Source organism: Cupriavidus sp. GW823-FHT07A04 (assembly GCF_058794615.1).
In genome coordinates this window covers 55,820-72,925 of sequence record NZ_JBXAHA010000013.1, presented here as the reverse complement: position 1 = coordinate 72,925, position 17,106 = coordinate 55,820, and the positions used below count along the sequence as shown (strand labels likewise).

At 66.3% G+C, this 17,106-nt stretch carries 16 protein-coding genes; 9 read left to right on the top strand and 7 right to left on the bottom strand.

Annotated elements, in window-relative coordinates; all coding sequences use genetic code 11:
- Positions 1–124: 124 nt before the first annotated feature.
- Both AC1Q7Q_RS22750 and AC1Q7Q_RS22745 read right to left on the bottom strand, forming a co-directional pair.
- Positions 125–1,366 carry a glycosyltransferase gene (locus AC1Q7Q_RS22750; protein WP_492370925.1) on the bottom strand — a complete coding sequence of 414 codons (1,242 nt, stop codon included), beginning with the start codon at positions 1,364–1,366 and terminating at the stop codon, positions 125–127.
- Entirely contained in the window at positions 1,363–2,010 is a 648-nt protein-coding gene (locus AC1Q7Q_RS22745) for a TetR/AcrR family transcriptional regulator (RefSeq protein ID WP_492370926.1), read from the bottom strand. Before AC1Q7Q_RS22745 ends, AC1Q7Q_RS22750 begins: the two co-directional genes overlap by 4 nt.
- 284 nt (positions 2,011–2,294) lie before the next feature.
- Here AC1Q7Q_RS22745 and AC1Q7Q_RS22740 point away from each other — a divergent pair, with 284 nt between their 5' ends.
- Positions 2,295–4,004 carry a serine hydrolase gene (locus AC1Q7Q_RS22740; protein WP_492370927.1) on the top strand — a complete coding sequence of 570 codons (1,710 nt, stop codon included), beginning with the start codon at positions 2,295–2,297 and terminating at the stop codon, positions 4,002–4,004.
- 98 nt (positions 4,005–4,102) lie between these two features.
- Here the strand turns inward: AC1Q7Q_RS22740 and AC1Q7Q_RS22735 are convergent, their stop codons facing one another.
- Positions 4,103–5,005, bottom strand: a complete 903-nt coding sequence (locus tag AC1Q7Q_RS22735) for a LysR family transcriptional regulator (protein WP_492370928.1) — start codon at positions 5,003–5,005, stop codon at positions 4,103–4,105.
- Positions 5,006–5,128: 123 nt separating this feature from the next.
- Here AC1Q7Q_RS22735 and AC1Q7Q_RS22730 point away from each other — a divergent pair, with 123 nt between their 5' ends.
- From AC1Q7Q_RS22730 to AC1Q7Q_RS22720, 3 genes are all read left to right on the top strand, one after another.
- The gene (locus tag AC1Q7Q_RS22730; RefSeq protein WP_492370929.1) at positions 5,129–5,962 is read left to right on the top strand and encodes an oxidoreductase; all 834 of its coding nucleotides are present in this window, start codon (positions 5,129–5,131) and stop codon (positions 5,960–5,962) included.
- 167 nt (positions 5,963–6,129) lie between these two features.
- Positions 6,130–7,761 carry an FAD-dependent oxidoreductase gene (locus tag AC1Q7Q_RS22725; RefSeq protein ID WP_492370930.1) on the top strand — a complete coding sequence of 544 codons (1,632 nt, stop codon included), beginning with the start codon at positions 6,130–6,132 and terminating at the stop codon, positions 7,759–7,761.
- Positions 7,758–8,090 (top strand): 4Fe-4S binding protein, encoded by a 333-nt coding sequence (locus AC1Q7Q_RS22720; protein WP_492370931.1) that lies wholly within the window; start codon positions 7,758–7,760, stop codon positions 8,088–8,090. The genes AC1Q7Q_RS22725 and AC1Q7Q_RS22720 overlap by 4 nt, the downstream gene beginning before the upstream one ends.
- A gap of 265 nt (positions 8,091–8,355) precedes the next feature.
- Here the strand turns inward: AC1Q7Q_RS22720 and AC1Q7Q_RS22715 are convergent, their stop codons facing one another.
- The gene (locus AC1Q7Q_RS22715) at positions 8,356–8,712 is read right to left on the bottom strand and encodes a type II toxin-antitoxin system ChpB family toxin (protein ID WP_492370932.1); all 357 of its coding nucleotides are present in this window, start codon (positions 8,710–8,712) and stop codon (positions 8,356–8,358) included.
- Complete coding sequence (locus AC1Q7Q_RS22710) at positions 8,706–8,957, bottom strand: AbrB/MazE/SpoVT family DNA-binding domain-containing protein (protein ID WP_492370933.1); 252 nt, start codon at positions 8,955–8,957, stop codon at positions 8,706–8,708. Before AC1Q7Q_RS22710 ends, AC1Q7Q_RS22715 begins: the two co-directional genes overlap by 7 nt.
- 361 nt (positions 8,958–9,318) lie before the next feature.
- Here AC1Q7Q_RS22710 and AC1Q7Q_RS22705 point away from each other — a divergent pair, with 361 nt between their 5' ends.
- On the top strand, positions 9,319–9,777 hold the full coding sequence (locus AC1Q7Q_RS22705) for a hypothetical protein (RefSeq protein WP_492387216.1): 459 nt from the start codon (positions 9,319–9,321) through the stop codon (positions 9,775–9,777).
- A 104-nt stretch (positions 9,778–9,881) separates the two neighbouring features.
- Here AC1Q7Q_RS22705 and AC1Q7Q_RS22700 read toward each other — a convergent pair whose 3' ends face one another.
- Positions 9,882–11,462 carry an aldehyde dehydrogenase (NADP(+)) gene (locus tag AC1Q7Q_RS22700; protein WP_492370935.1) on the bottom strand — a complete coding sequence of 527 codons (1,581 nt, stop codon included), beginning with the start codon at positions 11,460–11,462 and terminating at the stop codon, positions 9,882–9,884.
- 110 nt (positions 11,463–11,572) lie between these two features.
- Complete coding sequence (locus AC1Q7Q_RS22695; RefSeq protein WP_492370936.1) at positions 11,573–12,499, bottom strand: dihydrodipicolinate synthase family protein; 927 nt, start codon at positions 12,497–12,499, stop codon at positions 11,573–11,575.
- A 172-nt stretch (positions 12,500–12,671) separates the two neighbouring features.
- Between AC1Q7Q_RS22695 and AC1Q7Q_RS22690 the strand changes: the two genes are divergently transcribed.
- The 4 genes from AC1Q7Q_RS22690 (at position 12,672) to AC1Q7Q_RS22675 (ending at position 17,026) form a co-directional block, all read left to right on the top strand.
- Positions 12,672–13,607: a LysR family transcriptional regulator gene (locus tag AC1Q7Q_RS22690; protein WP_492370937.1), complete on the top strand. Its 936-nt coding sequence runs from the start codon at positions 12,672–12,674 to the stop codon at positions 13,605–13,607.
- Positions 13,608–13,766: 159 nt separating this feature from the next.
- On the top strand, positions 13,767–14,732 hold the full coding sequence (locus AC1Q7Q_RS22685; protein ID WP_492370938.1) for a Bug family tripartite tricarboxylate transporter substrate binding protein: 966 nt from the start codon (positions 13,767–13,769) through the stop codon (positions 14,730–14,732).
- 31 nt (positions 14,733–14,763) lie between these two features.
- The gene (locus AC1Q7Q_RS22680) at positions 14,764–15,795 is read left to right on the top strand and encodes a 4-hydroxythreonine-4-phosphate dehydrogenase PdxA (RefSeq protein WP_492370939.1); all 1,032 of its coding nucleotides are present in this window, start codon (positions 14,764–14,766) and stop codon (positions 15,793–15,795) included.
- Positions 15,796–15,850: 55 nt separating this feature from the next.
- Positions 15,851–17,026, top strand: a complete 1,176-nt coding sequence (locus tag AC1Q7Q_RS22675) for an L-rhamnonate dehydratase (protein ID WP_492370940.1) — start codon at positions 15,851–15,853, stop codon at positions 17,024–17,026.
- Positions 17,027–17,106: the final 80 nt, after the last annotated feature.

Below are 17,106 nucleotides of genomic sequence, written 5' to 3'. Positions count from 1 at the left end.
GCGGGCACTTCAGGGCGAAGCGCCTCGCTCCGGACAATCCATTCTAGTCGTGCCCGCCAGCGATCCGGAAATTAGCGGACACGGAAAAACCCCGATACCTGGCCACCCGCGGACCCCAGTAACATCAGGTGCCATCCCGCATCATGGCCTCGATGGCCGAGACCGCATCGGCCAGGCCGTTTTCGCCCGCCATCCTGGCGCCGAGCTCGCGCGCCCGCGAACGGGCCTCGGCGCCTTGAGCGAACGCGATGGCGCGCGCGAGTGCCGAAGCTTGCAGGTGCTTTCCGTTCACGGCTTCACCGGCGACGCCCGCCAGCCTGAGCCGGTCCGCCCAGAAGAACTGGTCACCCGCGAACGGCACCACCACCGATGGCACGCCCGCCCGCGCGGCGCAATGGGTCGTGCCGGAGCCGCCGTGATGGACAACGAGCGATGTCCGGGGAAACAGCCAGTCGTGCGGCGTGTCGCCAACCACATACACATTCGCCGGCAGCCCGGCGGTGTCCACCCCGCTCCACCCGGGATAGAACAGCGCCCGCCGTCCTGCGCACGCCGTGATCACGGCGTCCAGCATCCTCTGCCGGTCAAACCCGGCCATGCTCCCGAAACCGAAGTACATCGGCGGCTCCCCCGCGGCGAGGAAATCCGCAAGCGGCTGCGGCGCGGTCCAGTCCGGTGACGGCGCGATCCATTGGCCGCAGACACGCGCATTGCCCGGCCAGTCCGCCGGCCCGGGCAACAGGCTGGGCGAAACCCCGTATAGCATCGGATGCCGGGTCCACAGCTGCCGCCGCGGCGGCAGCCCGCATACGGCCGCGCGCGCGGCATTGGTCTGCTTGCGAAACGCCCGCCACAGCATCCCGTTGACGAAGTGGTGGCTCGTGCGATTCAGCCAGCCCGGCAGCCGCGCCTGCGCCAGGAACGGCGAGGCGAAGCCCGCCGTCGGCGTGATCGGGATCAGCCCGGTGCCGATCGCCCTCACGCCCAGATGCTCGGCAGCCGAAAAGCCGGCAAAAGCCGCCAGGCCCGAGACCAGGATGGCATCGCAGCCTTCGCCCGCCGCCGCCACGATCTCCCGCAGCCATGCCTCGGCATTGGCATTGGCAATGCGCGCCAGCGCGCTCGCCGTGCTGGTGAAACCGCGATTGCGCGCCACCACGCCGGCGATCGCAAGCTCCGGCTGCAACGCGCCCTTGATGTCCCCCGCCAGCGAGGTTGTCGGAACACCAAGGACCTTGGCCGTGCCAAGCGTTGCGTCGTCGGCAAGTAGCCGAGCCTGGTGGCCAGCATCCATCAATGCGCGGCACAGTGCAGCCAGCGGGCGGGCGTCGCCCTCCGTGCCGTAGGTTGCGACGATGAATTTCACGGTGTCTTGCGGCTCCTTGCACGCGGCGCCAGCGGTCGGGCGCTTCCCTCCACGAACAGTGTCACCACCACCGCGAACTCCTCGCGCAGCGTGCGCCCCGGCAAGGTCAGCCAGCGCATCAGCGCGCCGAGATAGAGGTGATGGAAGAGCGACGCCAGATGCGCCGCATCGAGATCGTCCCGCAGTTCACCCGAGCGCTGGCCCAGGGCGATCAGCAGCCCGAACACATCGGTCATGTCGCTGGCCTGCACGGCCTCGTCCGGCGGTGGCGCAGCTTCCAGGCTGAGGAAACGAAAGCGAAGGTAGGGCGAAAGGTAGGCGCGATGCGCCTCGCACCAGGCGGCCGAGGCATCGAGCAGCAGCGAGATCGCCGGCCGGAAGCCTGCCTGCTGTTCGACCTCGGGCTGCAGATGCGCCAGATCGGCGGCCAATTGCATGTGGATCCAGTGCGCCAGCACGGATTCCTTGGTTGGGAAATGGTTGTAGAGCGTTCCCTTGGCAACGTCGGCCCCGGTCGCGATCTGCTCCATCGTCACGGCGTCATACCCCTGCGCCTCGAACAGGCCCATGGCGGTCCGGGCAAGGAGATCCAGCGTTTGCGCGCGCTTTCGGGCGCGGCGGCCCGGCATGTCGGGGGCGGCCATCTCATCCATATAAATGAACGATGAACATTATTGAACGACGTTCAAAATATCGTAGCGCGATCCTGGCGGTAAATCAATCCGGCCGGGAACCGTGCGGGATTGCGCTGCGGCCTGCCCGTCGCGCGGCCACAACACACCCTCCTTGGTGGCGATAGCAGATTGCTGGGGCGGTGCTAACGTCTGGCGCACGCTGCGATTCCCGCTGGCGATCCGGCGCGCAACGCGCAACGCAAGCCGCGCCGACGTCCAGTAAGCCGCCGTTGCAGAGACAAGGACCCCGCACCATGCTCAGTGATTTCGATGATCTCGTTCAGGCGTCGATGCAAGAATGGAAGGTGCCGGGCCTTGCGCTCGCCGTGATCCGGGGTGGTGAAACGGTGCTGGTAAAAGGTTATGGCGTGCGCGACACGCAAGCGCCGGCGCCCGTGACGGCGGACACCCAGTTCCTGCTGTGCTCGCTCACCAAGTCTTTCACCACCGCCGGGCTTGGCCTGCTGGTGGACGAGCGCAAGCTCGACTGGACCCGGCCCGTGCGCGATTACATACCGGAGTTTCGGCTGCACGATGCGGTTGCAACCGAGCGCGTGACCGTGCGGGACTTGCTTTGCCATCACAGCGGCGTCCCGCGCCACGACTGGATCCACTCGCCGGGCGACCTGTCCATGGTGCAGATCCTGGCGGCCTTGCGCCATCTGGAGCCGAGCCGGGACGTGCGCGAGGCCTACCAGTACCAGAACCTGGGGTATCTCGTGGCCGGGCATATCGCGGAGCGCATCAGCGGGCAGCGCTGGGAGGATTTCACCACCGAGCGCCTGCTCCGTGCGCTGGGCTTCGCGCACTTCGGGCTATCCATCGAAGCGCTCGCCGCCGCGCCGAACCATGCGCATCCGCACATCATGCAAGGCGACGAAAGCCAGCGTGCAATGCTGACACCTATCCGGGCTCTTCCCGCCGGCGGGCTCAATGCCTGCGTGTCGGACCTGGCGAAGTGGATGCGCTTGCTGATCGATGAAGGCTCCGTGGATGGCAAGCCGCTGCTGTCGGCAGACATCATCCGGCAAATGATGACCCCGCGCGTGCACGTGGGCCGCTCCGTGTTCAAAGAGGTGGGTGAGTTCCACTACGGGCTCGGCCTGTCGCTGGAACACTATCGCGGCGAACGGAAGGTCTCCCACACCGGCAGCTGGGTCGGCTGGGCCAACTCAATGGCGATGCTGCCGGAACGCCGGATCGGCGTCGCGGTGCTGACCAATCGCGCCCCAAGTGCCGTCACCGAACTGCTGACCTACACCGCGCTCGATCAGCTTTGCGGCCACAAGCCGATCGACTGGTTCGACCGGTTCCGCACCATGCGCCGCCAGGCGCTTGCCCAGCAGAAGGTCGACCAGCAGGCGCGCAGCGAATTGCGCCGGACCGGCACCGCGCCGAGCCATCCGCTTGACGACTATGCGGGCGAGTACGAACACCCGGCTTACGGGCGGATCGGCATCACCAAAGAGAACAACGCTCTGGCATGGCGCTGGCGCGGCATGTCGGGCCAGCTCGAACACCGCCACTACGATGTGTTCACCACCCCCGACAAGCCGGCCGAGATCCATCCCGACAATCTCGCACTGAGCTTCGGCTATGACCGGGAAGGCAACATCGACCGGATCTGCGCGCCTTTGGAGCCGATGGTGGCGGATATCGTATTTCGCCGCGCGGCGGGCGGCGACGTGCTCGACCCGGCGTTCCGCGCCCTCTGCGCTGGCAGCTTCATGCACAGCGTGCAGGAGATCAGCGTCACGCTCGATGCGGCGGGCCAGCTATCGCTGCGCATCGGCGGGCAGCAGAGTTGGCCATTGCGGCCATTTGACGGGCGGACCTTTGACCTGGAAGGCCTCCAGGGGTATCGGGTCGCGTTTCGCCGTCCCTCGCCAGACATCGTGGACGCGGTCATCTTCTACCAGCCGGATGGCACCTTCCTGGCACTGCGGCAGGCTATGTCAGCGTAAATCGCATCACGGCCGCGAGCCAGCGCCCTTGTCCATTGCCGCCCGCACCGCATGGCAATGCCAATAACGCTGGCCTGGCACTGATGGCGGCGTTCCCGTTACCTGCTATCCGCCAGCGCCATCCTGGCAAAATCGATAAAGACGCGCAGCTTCTTCGGCATCCCCGTCCGGTTGTAGTAGTAGAGGTAGAGCCCCGTGCGCGGTATCCACGCGTCCAGCACGTTCACCAGCGCGCCAGCCCGCAAATGCGGCTCGGCGTTACGGTATTGCAGGTAGGCAAAGCCGAACCCGTCCAGGGCGGACTGCAGCAGCAAGCCGTTGTCATTGGTCGCGATGCGCCCGGCCACGGCGATCTGCATGGATTCACCGGCTTTCTCGAACTCCCAGCGATACAACGCGCCGGTATCGGCGCTCCTGTAGTTCACGCATTGATGCTTGAGCAGATCTCGCGGGTGCCGTGGCTTTGCCTTGTCTTTCAGGTACGCCGGAGACGCGACCACGCAAAAGCGCATCTGCGTGACGAGTGGCACGATCACCATGTCCTCGTCCAGCACATTGTCGTAGCGGATGCCGGCATCGAAACCCTTGCCGACAATGTCCACCAGGCTGTTATCCGCAATGACCTCGACATTGATGTCGGGGTAGGCCGTCAGGAACGCTTTCAGGATGGGCTGGATCACCAGCGGGATGGCGCTCGGGGGCACGTTCAGGCGCAGCGTGCCCATTGACTCGCTGGAGGATCTGGAAGCATCGCGCATGGCGAGCTCGAGTTCCTGCAGGAGCGGCGAGATCCTCGTCAGGAACCGCGCTCCGGCCTCCGTCAGGCTGACGCTGCGCGTCGTCCGGTTAAGCAGGCGGGCTCCCAGGCGCTCTTCGATGCGCCTGACCGTATAGCTGACGGACGTCACCGGGATACCCAGCGCGCGCGCGGCGGCGCTGAAGCTTTGCTCCTGCGCTACGCGGGCAAAGACCGAAAGGGCCTGGAATTCAGCTGGATTCATTATGCAAATTTATTGCAAAGTCCTTGCCGATTATCTTCCTTCTTCACAGGGTCGGCAACGTCCATACTCCGTTGTACCGAGCCGCCGAGGACGGCGGCTCCCCCTGACGATTCTCCTGGAGAAATGATGAAAACCTGGTTCATTACGGGCGTAAGCACGGGTTTTGGGCGCGCGCTGGCCGAGGCCGCGATCGCGCAGGGCGACAAGGTCGCCGGCACGCTGCGCCAGCAAGCGCAGCGCGCGGCCTTCTCCGCGATGTCCCCGGGGCAGTCTTTCGGCTACGTGCTCGACGTGCGGTCCGGCCCGGACATCCCGCGCGTGGTCGCGCAGATCGAGCGCGAGGTTGGCCCGATCGACGTGCTGGTCAACAACGCGGGGTACGGTTACGAGGGCAGCATCGAGGAAGCCACGCCCACGGACATCCGTGCGCAGTTCGACGTGAATGTGTTCGGCGCGATCGGCGTGATCCAGGCCGTGCTGCCCTTCATGCGCGAGCGGCGCAGCGGCCACATCCTGAACGTCACGTCGATGGGCGGCCTCATGACGTTTCCCGGCGTGGGCATCTACAACGCAAGCAAGTTCGCGCTGGAAGGCATCAACGAGGCACTTTCCAAGGAAGTGCGTCCCTTCGGCATCAAGGTGACCGCGATCGAGCCAGGCGCCTTTCGCACGGACTGGGCAGGCCGCTCCCTGCAACGCACGGTGCGCACGATCGAGGACTACGCGGCAACGCTGGAACCGCTGAGCGCCGCGCGTGCGGCAAGATCCGGCAAGCAGCCGGGAGATCCCCGCAAGGCCGCGCAGGCGATCCTCAAGGTGGTAGCGTCGGACCGGCCGCCGGTGCATCTTCTGCTGGGCACCGATGCGCTCGGCTTCGTTCGCGAGAAGCTCAAGGCATTGCAGGATGAAATCAACCAGTGGGAAGCGCTGACCGTCAGTACTGACCTTACCGATTGAACTCGTTGCCACCGGCACGCATTGCCGCGCTCGCCGCCGCTGCGGCGAGCGCATATGGATTGCACCAAAGCTTCGTTGCGCGGCCCGCGCCAGTTGGCTACTGTCATTCGATCATTCGATATGCCCATTGCCAATTGCCAATTTCCACTGCCGGGAGGAATCGCCGCATGCCATCCATCGGAACCGAGTACCGCGCCAGGACGCCCGCGCCACAGACCGATGTGCTGGTCATCGGCGGCGGCCCTGCCGGCACCTGGGCAGCCATTGCCGCTGCCGAAAGCGGCGCGCGCGTCGTGCTGGCCGACAAGGGTTTCTGCGGCACCTCGGGCGCGACGGCGGCAGCCGGCACCGCCATCTGGCACGTTGCACCTGACCCTGCCGCGCGCGCGGCGGCCAAGGCCAGCCGCTACACACTTGGCGGCGAACTGGCCGAGCCGGCCTGGATGGACCGGGTGCTGGACCGCACCTACGCGGGACTCGAACAACTTGCCGAATGGGGCTACCCATTTCCGCAAGACGCCTCCGGCCAGGCGCAGCGCATCTCCCTGCAAGGGCCGGAGTACATGCGGCTGATGCGCCGGCGCGCCAAGGCGGCGGGCGTGCGCATTCTCGACCACAGCCCGGCGCTGGCCCTGCTGGTGGATGCCGGCGGCGCGGTGCGCGGCGCACGGGGCCTGCACCGCCAGCCCCGCGCGGACCAGCCGGGCGAGTGGACGCTGCGCGCCAGCGCGGTGGTGATCGCCACCGGGGGCTGCGCCTTCCTCAGCCGCGCACTGGGCTGCAACGTGCTGACCGGCGACGGTTACCTGATGGCGGCCCAGGCCGGCGCCGACCTGTCCGGCATGGAGTTCTCCAATGCGTATGGCCTTGGGCCCGCGTTCTCGTCGGTGACCAAATCGCTGTTCTACCAATGGGCGACCTTCTATGACGCACGAGGCCAGGTGCTGGAAGGCGCGGGCTCCGCGCAGGGCCGCAGCGTGATTGCCCGCGCGCTGCAGACCCAAGCGGTGTACGCACGGCTGGACCGCGCGGACGCCAAGGTGCGTGCGTGGATGCGCAGCGCCCAGCCGAACTATTTCCTGCCCTTCGACCGCCTTGGCATCGACCCCTTCACGCAACGCTTCCCGGTGACCTTGCGGCTCGAAGGCACGGTACGCGGCACCGGCGGCCTGCGTATCCTGGACGCGCAATGCGCCACCAGCGTGCCCGGCCTGTATGCAGCCGGCGACGCCGCCACGCGCGAGCTGATCTGCGGCGGCTTTACCGGCGGCGGCAGCCATAACGCCGCATGGGCGATGTCGTCCGGCTGGTGGGCCGGCCAGGGCGCGGCCGCCTTCGCGCAGGATGCGCGCCTCACTGCCGGGCAAACCCTGTACAGCGCCGGCTACGGCAACCCCGCGCACGCGCGGGCGACCCCGGCCGAGCCTGACGCACCGGCACTCGTCAGCGCCGTGCAAGCCGAAGTGTTTCCCTACGCGCGCAACTGGTTCCGCCATGGCGAGGCGCTCACCGATTCACTGGCGCGGCTCGATGCGCTGTGGTGGCAATGGAGCGACGCCGCTGCGCCACCCGGCGCAGAGCATGCCTTGCGCACACGCGAGGCCATCGCCATGCTCGCCACCGCGCGCTGGATGTACCGCAGCGCGCTGGCGCGCACCGAGACGCGCGGCATGCACCGGCGCATCGATCATCCGGGCCAGGATGCAAGCCAGCGCCACCGGGTGATCAGCGGCGGGCTGGACGAGGTCTGGACCGCGCGCGAGAACATCGCCGGCACCACCTGGAAGGTGGCCGCATGATCGAGCTGCTCAACAGCGCGCGCTGCACCGGCTGCAATATCTGCGTGCGCGTATGCCCCACCAATGTCTTCGCCGTCGTGCCCGGACAGCCGCCAGCGATCGCGCGCCAGCAGGACTGCCAGACCTGCTTCATGTGCGAGCTGTACTGCCCCGAAGACGCACTCTTCGTGGCGCCGCTGGCCGACGCCTGTCAGCCGGCGGACAACGCAGCCACCGCGCAGCCCCGCCACGCCGGCAGCTACCGCGCAGCAATAGGCTGGGGCAGCGGCCGCACATCCACCGCCGCGCAGGACGGCAGCCACGCGCTGCTTGGACTGGTCCGGCGCTAGCAAACCAGGGATGAGCCAGGGAATGCCATGAAAGACCTGATCGACTGGATCACCGCCATCGCCACCGTCGCGCTGGTGTACGCGGCGCTGCGCTATCCGCTCTATCCGCCACGCTTTGGCGCCACGGATGAGGACAAAGACCTTTAGCACTCGGGCGCGAGTTGCGTCAGGAAGGCCATTACGGATTGCAAGCTGATGGATTCAATGCGTCCTTGTTTGGGGAAGTTGATACCAAGTTGGCGCTCGCGCCGATGTCCTCTCCCAATCAGTCCAAGATCGTTTGCAAACGGGCCAGCGCGTCGTCTACCACTTCGGCCGGCGCCCGCTCGACCTTCCTTGCGCCACGCGCTTCAAGATCCAGCGTGCGAACCATGTTCACCAGTGCGACCCCCTGGGTCTCGGTACCGGAACCGGAACCGGACAGCGGCACGGCGAAGCCGGCGAAACGGGCGAAGTCCCCCCCCTGCGTGATCGGTGCAACCAGCGCGACGCCGAGCGCGTTGAACGCGGCGGGTGACAGCACAAGCGCAGGGCGGAAATCACCCTGCTGTTCGCGGCCCGCAGTCGGGTTCAGGTTCACCCGCACGATGTCACCCCGATCAAACTTGACGCGCCTCACCATGCTTCACGTCCGACCGGCTCGAGGTTGTTCCACGAGGTCAGATCTGCGGGCAGCGGCGCATTGGGATCGCACTGCGCAACCAGCTCATCAAGCGCATACCTGTGCCGCGCCGGCTTGAGCATGATCCCCTCTGGGCGCACGTCGACGGCGAGCTTGTCGCCCAGAGCAACCTTGAGTTGTTCAAGCAACGTAGCGGGCAAACGCACAGCCGCGCTGTTGCCCCACTTCTGAATCGACAGTTCCATAACAGGCTCCGTTAGCGTATATCCATTGTAGATACGCCAGCCTCGGACGTCAAATCCTGTATCTACATCGTAGATACGGCTTGTTCAGGGTTGCTTGAAGCATCGGACCGCGCTACATGCGCCTGTCCATAGCCGCGCCCTAATGGCACCCCCACCGCCGAAGCGGTGTCCGCACCGCGCTGCGCCGCCTGCCCATAAATTCAAAAATATTGAACAATCTATCCGGATAAGGCTAATCTAACGCGCCGATGACTCTCCTATAGTTCGTTACATGGACGGCGCGCACAAACAAAGCAACGTTCTGGCAGTCGCAGCGAACAATCAACGAAATTCAACGAATTTTAAGATACTGGAGAACATCATGACCAAGACCTTCGCCCTCAAGCTCGCTTCCACCCTCGTGCTGTCGCTCGCCGCCATTGGCGCCGCCCAGGCCGCTTCCGCCAAGGACACCCTCGCCGGCGACAAGTACGGCTATGCATTCCGCACCTCGGTCCCCGCCGACAAGTATGGCTACGACTTCCGGTCCACCGACACCTTCACCGACGGTGCGCGCAGCGGCAAGCTGGATACCTTCACCGACGGCGCCCGCATCGCCGGCCTGGACCGCTCGGGGGTTTCGGCTTCGCCGGCCCGCGGATTCGATGCCTACACCGACGGCGCACGTGCCGGCAAGTTTGACCCGTACACCGATGGCGCGCTGGTTGCCGGCCTGGATCGCACCGGCGTCTCGGCTACACCGGCCCGCAGCTTCGATGCCTACACCGACGGCGCTCGCAGCGGCAAGGTCAATGTCTTCACCGAAGGCGCCAACGCCTGATGCATCCGTTAGCAAGAGGTTTCACCGCGCGCGGTGCCGGCTGACAGCCGCGCCGCGCGCTTTGCCTTGAAGCGAGATGGAACCGGTGAGCTAACGGCTAACGGCTAACGGCTGGATTGCATTTCGCCGTCCACCCGCACCGCAAGGCCCAGCGGATTGCCCGCGCGCAGCGCTTGCGGCAGCAAAGCCGCGGGCATGTCCTGGTAGCAGACCGGACGCAGGAAACGCGCGATCGCCAGCGAGCCAACGGAAGTCGAACGCCCGTCCGACGTGGACGGATATGGGCCACCGTGCACCATGGCGTGGCTGACTTCCACACCCGTGGCGAAACCGTTCACCAAGATCCGGCCCACGCGCCGCTCCAAGGCTGGCAGGAAGCTGCGCGCGGTGTCGTAATCGGCTTCATCGACGTGGATGGCGGCGGTCAATTGCCCTTCGAGGGATTCCACCACGCGCTGCATGGTGGCCAGGTCCGGGCAACGCACCACCAGCGACGCCGCGCCGAAAATCTCCGCGCGCAGGGCCTCGTGTTCAAGGAACGCTTGCGCGGTGGTGGAGAACAATGCGGCCTGCCCCTGGTATCGCACACCCCCCTGGCCACGCGCTACGGTGTTCACCTGCGGATGGCAGCCGATGGTTTCCACCCCGGCGCCGTAAGCGCGGTGAATGCCGGGCGTGAGCATGGTTGAAGCCGGGATCTGCGCGATCGCCGCTTCGGCCGCTGCCAGGAAGCGCTCCAGATCCGGGCCGTCAACGGCAAGGATCAGGCCGGGATTGGTGCAGAACTGGCCCGCGCCCAGCGTCAGCGAGGCAGCGAATGCCTTGCCGATGGCATCAGCGCGGTTGCCCAGCGCGTGCGGGAACAGCAGGACCGGGTTGATGCTGCTCATTTCCGCGTAGACGGGAATCGGCTCGTTGCGGGCCGCGGCAAGCTGCATCAGCGCGGTGCCGCCGGCGCGCGAGCCGGTGAAGCCGACCGCCTTGATGCGATGATCGCTGACCAGCCCCTGCGCGATCTCCAGCCCGGAGTCGAACAGCAGCGAGAACGTGCCCTCGGGCAAGCCAAGTTCTTCCACCGCCCGCTGGATCGCACGGCCGACCAGCTCCGAGGTACCGGGATGCGCCGGATGCGCCTTGACGACGACCGGGCAGCCGGCGGCGAGCGCCGACGCCGTGTCGCCACCCGCCACCGAGAACGCCAGCGGGAAATTGCTGGCGCCGAACACGGCCACCGGGCCCAGCGCGATGTGGCGCAGGCGCAGGTCCACGCGCGGCACCGGCATGCGCTCGGGCTGCGCGGGATCGATGCGCAGGCCGAGGAAGTCGCCCTGCCGCACCACGCCGGCAAACAGGCGCAACTGGCCCACGGTGCGCCCCCGTTCGCCTTCGATGCGGGCGCGCGGCAGGCCGCTCTCGCTGACGCAGCGCGCAATCAGCGCGTCGCCGAGCTCCAGGATATTGGCAGCGATCTTCTCGAGGAGCGCAGCGCGTTGCGCGAGCGGCGTTTCGCGATACACATCGAACGCCTGCGCGGCCAGCGCGCAAGCCTGGTCCAGTTGCGAGCGCGTGGCGCCGCCAAAAGCCGGTGTCAGGGTTTCGCCGGATGCGGGATCGATGGCCCGGATCTCGCCATGGGTGCCGCGCACCGACTGGCGGCCAATGAGCAGTTCGCCTGTGAGGTTCATCTTGGGTCCTTGAAATGAAAAAGCGGCGCGTCAGCGGCGCCGCCAGTCGTTCGATATGGGTTAGGAGATAGGGGATAGGGGTTAGCGGCTCGCGTCAGCCACGGCTCGCCTCACTTGCCCCAGCGCAGCACCATCGGATCCAGCCGGCGCGCGATCTGCAGCAAGCCGGCACGCGTGGCCGGGTGCATGGGCTGCAAGGGATGGCGCAGCGCGTCGGAGGCAATCACGCCGCCCTCCTTCATCAGCGCCTTGGCGGTTGCCAGCCAGCCTTGCCGGTTCTCATGGTTGATCAGCGGCAGCCATTGCTGGTAATGCTGCGCGGCCAGCTCCGTGTCGCCGGCCTGGTAGGCATCCACGATCTTGCGGATGCCATCGGGGAAGCCCGCGCCGGTCATCGCGCCGGTGGCGCCGGCATCGAGGTCGGCCATCAGCGTGATGGCTTCCTCGCCATCCCACGGGCCGACGATGGCGTCGCCGCCAAGCGCGATCAGCTCGCGCAGCTTTACCGCGGCTTGCGGCACCTCGATCTTGAAGTACGAGACGTTGGCAATCTCCTTGGCCATGCGCGCCAGGAACGGCGCCGACAGCGTGGTGCCGCTGACAGGCGCGTCCTGGATCATGACGGGGATATCGATCGCCGCCGAGACGGTCGCGAAGAACTCGTGGATGGCGCGCTCGGGCACGCGGATGGTGGCGCCGTGGTACGGCGGCATCACCATCACCATGGCGGCACCGGCATCCTGCGCGGCACGGCTGCGCTCGGCGCAGATGCGCGAGCTGAAATGCGTGGTGGTGACGATCACCGGAACGCGGCCGGCCACGTGCTCGAGCACCGTGGTCATCAGCAGGCTGCGCTCATCGTCGGTGAGGACGAACTGCTCGGAGAAATTCGCCAGGATGCAGATGCCGTTGGAGCCGGCGTCGATCATGAAATCGATGCAGCGGCGCTGGCCGTCGAGGTCGAGGCCACCCTGCTCGTCGAAGATGGTGGGCGCCACCGGGAATACGCCACGGTAGGCGGGATGGATATCGGGCATGGTGTCTCTCTCCTTGTTATGGCTGGGCGACTTGCGGCAGGGAATGAATATACGGCGCGCCACGCCGCGCTGTATATTGAAACATTTCCATCTCGTGATCGCTTTTACGACTCACATGGCCGCTTCACATGGCCGCTCACATGACCGTCATCCTTCCGGAACCAGAACGCACATGAAAGCCACGCTGGACGTGCTGATGTCCCGCCTGCGCATGAAGCAACTGCAATTGCTGATCGCGCTGGACGACCACAAATCGCTGCACCAGGCCGCGTCGGCCATGGCCATGACGCAGTCCGCGGCCAGCAAGGCCTTGCAGGAACTGGAAGGCATGCTCGATGCGCCGCTGTTCGAGCGCTCCAAGACCGGCATGCGGCCGAACCAGTTCGGCCACTGCGTGATCCGCTATGCCCGCCTGCTGGCAACGGACCTGACGTCGCTGTGCCAGGACATGGCCGAGATCCGCTCGGGCCGTGGCGGGCACCTGGCCGTGGGCACCATCATGGGCGCGGTGCCGCAGGTGCTGGTGCCGGCGCTCGATGCCATGCAGGCCGACCAGCCGAATCTGTCCATCGAGATCGTCGAGGACACCAGCCTGCGCATGCTGACGCTGCTCGACGATGGCCGGCTGGACCTCGTCATCGGTCGTGCGCTGGTAAGCGACCAGCCCGCCAGCTATCAATACGAGCCGCTGGGCGACGAGCCGATCTCCGTGGTGGTGGGCTATGCCCACGCGGCGCCGCGCGGCCGGGAACTGGGCTTTGCCGACCTTGCCGGCTACCGCTGGATCGTTTATCCCGGCCAGATGCCCATGCATGCCCTGCTGCAGCGGGAGCTGGACATGGCGGGACTGGGCATGCCGCCCAACGCGATCTCCACCTCCTCCACCTTTGTCACGGTGACCATGCTGCAGCGCAGTGCCAGGCTGGTATCGCTGCTGCCGACCAGCGTGGCGGAGCTGTTTGCCCGGCAAAAGCTGCTGCGGATCCTGCCGGTGCGGATGCAGTCCCGGCAACAGACCTTCGGCATCGTAACCCGGCGCGGGGGCACGCTGTCCGCCGCGGCCGGCCAGCTGATCAAGCTGCTGCATGCCGGGTGCTCGCCAGCCTGAAAGGGCATTCAAGACACACCGGGGGGCTTCCCCACGTATTCCCGCAGGTAATCACCCATTCAATAAACATCATTAGTCAGATATCACTGCCATCCCTATAGTCTGGCTATCCGCGCATCAGCGCATCAGCGCAGGCCCATAACAATGATGGAGACAACGATGAAACGATGGATGTCCGGCGCCCTCGCCGGCTTGCTGGGAATTGCCGCCGCCATGACCTGCGCCTACGCGCAAGACACCCGCCCGGTACGGTTGATGGTGGGTGCCGCGCCCGGCGGCGGCACCGACGTCATGGCCCGCATCGTCTCCGACAAGCTCGCCGCCATCCTCAAGCAACCCGTGGTGGTGGACAACCGGCCCGGCGCTTCCAACACCATCGCCGCCGACATTACCGCCAAGTCCGCGCCCGATGGCAATACGCTGCTGATGGGTGTGGTCACCTCGCAAGCCATCGCGCCGCACCTGCTCAAGCTGCAATTCAATCCGCTCAAGGACCTGGTGCCGGTGGCGCTGGTGTCGTCGGTGCCTAATGTGCTGGTGGTCAACAACCAGGTGACGGCGCGCGACGTCAAGTCGCTGGTGGCGCAGATCCAGGCCAATCCCGACAAATTCCGCTATAGCTCCTCCGGCGTCGGCAGCACCCAGCACCTGGCCGGCGCGGCGTTTGCGCACCAGATCCATGGCAAGTTGCTGCACGTGCCCTACAAGAGCAGCAGCAGCGCGCTGGTGGACCTGATGGGCGGACAGGTCGACATGAGCTTCGAGACCATGCCGTCCGTCATCAACCATATCAAGGCCGGCAAGCTGCGCGCGCTGGCGGTCACCGCCGACCAGCGCTCGGCGCTGTTGCAGAGCGTGCCCACGCTGGCCGAAGCCGGCGTGCCGGGCATCCAGACCAATGCCTGGTACGGCGTCTACGCCCCCGCCGGCACGCCACCCGCCACGCTGCAAAAGCTGGGCGCCGCGCTAGCCACCGTACTCAAGGATCCCGACACCGTGCGCCGCCTGAACGACGTAGGCGCGCTGCCAGGCACGCTCAATGCCGCCCAGTTCGATGCCTTCTCGCGCGCCGAATATGCACGCTACGGCAAGATGATCGCCGAGCTCGGCGTCAAGCTGGACTGAACCAATATCTCCCGATCACTCTGAGAACCCCATGACCCAACGACCCAGAATCGCCATGGTGCTCGGCGACCCCGCCGGCATCGGCCCCGAACTGATCGCCAAGCTGCTCGCGGACCCCGATACCGCGGCGCGCGCCGATATCCTGCTGATTGCCGATCGCGACGAATGGCGTCACGGCATGCAGGTGGCCGGTGTTGACATCGCACTGCGCGAAACCGATGCGCTGGTGTTCGCCGGCAATGACAGCAACAATGCGGCGCGCCTGTTCCACTGGCAGCTCGACGGCAAGCCCGCTTACCAGCGCGGCGTGGCCAGCGCCGAAGGCGGCCGCTACAGCCTCGGCACGCTGGCACTGGCGCTGGAGCTGGCCGACGCCGGCAAGGCCGATGCCATCCTGTTCGGCCCGCTCAACAAGAGCGCGCTGCATGCCGCCGGCATGGGGCATAACGACGAGCTGCACTGGTTCGCCGAGAAGCTCGGCTACCACGGCGCCTTCTGCGAGTTCAATGTGCTCGATGGCCTGTGGACCTCCCGCGTGACATCGCACGTGGCGCTCAAGGACGTGCCCGCAATGATCAACCGCGCCAGCGTGGGCGACGCCATCGACCTGATCGACCAGGCCCTGCGCGGCGCCGGCATGGCCCGCCCGCGCATTGCCGTGTGTGGCCTGAACCCGCACAACGGCGACAACGGCGCCTTCGGACGCGAGGAGATCGACATCATCGCGCCGGCCGTGGCCGACGCGCAGGCGCGCGGCGTGGCGGCCGATGGCCCGTTCCCCGCCGACACCATCTTCCTCAAGGTGCAGGGTGGCCCGGCGCAGCGGCAGTTCGACGCCATCGTCACCATGTATCACGACCAGGGCCAGATCGGCATCAAGCTGATGGGTTTCTCGCGCGGGGTCACCGTACAGGGCGGCCTGCCGGTGCCGATCACCACGCCGGCCCACGGCACCGCCTTCGATATCACGCAGCAAGGCCGCGCCGACCTCGGCGCCACGCTGCAGGCTTTCCGCATTGCCTGCCAGATGGGCAGCAGCCGCGCAGCCCGCCAAGGCCAGTAAGCCCACTAAGCCCGCCACCCATTCGCCACTGGCAACCAAACCCACGGAGACTCTCTTGAAAATCACCAGCATTCGCACCCGCGTCTTTGAATGGAAGGGCAAGACGGTGCCCCCGCAGGCCCACTTCTGCACCAACGCCACCGACATCCTGTTCGAGCGCGGCGACGCCATGGGCTCCTTCCGCTTCCACGGCTGGCTGGTGGTGGAAGTCGAGACCGACACGGGCCTCGTCGGCATCGGCAACTGCGCGCTGGCGCCGCGCGTGGCCAAGGAAATCATCGACCAGTACCTGGCCCCGATCGTGATCGGCCAGGACCCCTTCGACAATGAATACCTGTGGCAGAAGATGTATCGCCGCACCCATGCCTGGGGCCGCAAGGGCATCGGCATGGCAGCGATCTCGGCGGTCGACATCGCGCTGTGGGACCTGATGGGCAAGGCCGTGGGCAAGCCGGTGTTCAAGCTGCTGGGCGGGCGCACCAAGGAAAAGCTCTGGTGCTACGCCTCCAAGCTCTACAACAACGACGACCGCGACGCGTTCCTGGCCGAAGCCCAGAGCTATCTCGACCAAGGCTTCACCGCCATGAAGATGCGCTTTGGCTATGGCCCGAAGGATGGCCCCGCCGGCATGCAGAAGAACATCGAGCAAGTGCGCCTGCTGCGCGAGCTGGTGGGCGACAGCGTCGACATCATGCTGGAGTGCTATATGGGCTGGACGCTGGAGTACGCCCGCCGCATGATTCCGCGCCTGGCCGAATTCAACCCGCGCTGGCTGGAAGAACCGGTGATTGCCGACGACATCGAAGGCTACGCCGAACTCAAGAAGATGAGCCCCTTCCCCATCTCCGGCGGCGAGCATGAGTTCACCTCCTACGGCTTCAAGGACCTGCTGGAGCGCCGCGCGGTGGACGTGATCCAGTACGACACCAACCGGGTTGGCGGCATCACCGCCGCGCAGAAGATCAACGCCATGGCCGAGGCCTGGTCCGTGCCGGTCATCCCGCACGCGGGCCAGATGCACAACTACCACCTCACCATGGCCTCGACCGCATCGCCGATGTCCGAGTTCTTCCCGGTGCACGACGTGGAAGTGGGCAATGAGCTGTTCTATTACATCTTCAAGGGGGAGCCGGCGCCGGACAGGGGGTACCTGCAATTGGACGATAACTTGCCGGGGTTGGGACTGACGTTGAATGAAGCGTATTTCGGGGAGTTCGAGATTATTGAGTGAGGCCGAAGCCGTCTGCGGCGCCCGAGCGCATCGGACAGGGCCGGGGGGGCCCTGCGACAAGCGCCGCCGGCCCCATACTC

Bases quoted from the DNA above. Each gene is read 5' to 3' on its own strand.
- AC1Q7Q_RS22745 (WP_492370926.1), bottom strand. From the start codon at position 2,010: ATGGCCGCCCCCGACATGCCGGGCCGCCGCGCCCGAAAGCGCGCGCAA.
- AC1Q7Q_RS22740 (WP_492370927.1), top strand. From the start codon at position 2,295: ATGCTCAGTGATTTCGATGATCTCGTTCAGGCGTCGATGCAAGAATGG.
- AC1Q7Q_RS22735 (WP_492370928.1), bottom strand. From the start codon at position 5,005: ATGAATCCAGCTGAATTCCAGGCCCTTTCGGTCTTTGCCCGCGTAGCG.
- AC1Q7Q_RS22730 (WP_492370929.1), top strand. From the start codon at position 5,129: ATGATGAAAACCTGGTTCATTACGGGCGTAAGCACGGGTTTTGGGCGC.
- AC1Q7Q_RS22725 (WP_492370930.1), top strand. From the start codon at position 6,130: ATGCCATCCATCGGAACCGAGTACCGCGCCAGGACGCCCGCGCCACAG.
- AC1Q7Q_RS22720 (WP_492370931.1), top strand. From the start codon at position 7,758: ATGATCGAGCTGCTCAACAGCGCGCGCTGCACCGGCTGCAATATCTGC.
- AC1Q7Q_RS22715 (WP_492370932.1), bottom strand. From the start codon at position 8,712: ATGGTGAGGCGCGTCAAGTTTGATCGGGGTGACATCGTGCGGGTGAAC.
- AC1Q7Q_RS22710 (WP_492370933.1), bottom strand. From the start codon at position 8,957: ATGGAACTGTCGATTCAGAAGTGGGGCAACAGCGCGGCTGTGCGTTTG.
- AC1Q7Q_RS22705 (WP_492387216.1), top strand. From the start codon at position 9,319: ATGACCAAGACCTTCGCCCTCAAGCTCGCTTCCACCCTCGTGCTGTCG.
- AC1Q7Q_RS22700 (WP_492370935.1), bottom strand. From the start codon at position 11,462: ATGAACCTCACAGGCGAACTGCTCATTGGCCGCCAGTCGGTGCGCGGC.
- AC1Q7Q_RS22695 (WP_492370936.1), bottom strand. From the start codon at position 12,499: ATGCCCGATATCCATCCCGCCTACCGTGGCGTATTCCCGGTGGCGCCC.
- AC1Q7Q_RS22690 (WP_492370937.1), top strand. From the start codon at position 12,672: ATGAAAGCCACGCTGGACGTGCTGATGTCCCGCCTGCGCATGAAGCAA.
- AC1Q7Q_RS22685 (WP_492370938.1), top strand. From the start codon at position 13,767: ATGAAACGATGGATGTCCGGCGCCCTCGCCGGCTTGCTGGGAATTGCC.
- AC1Q7Q_RS22680 (WP_492370939.1), top strand. From the start codon at position 14,764: ATGACCCAACGACCCAGAATCGCCATGGTGCTCGGCGACCCCGCCGGC.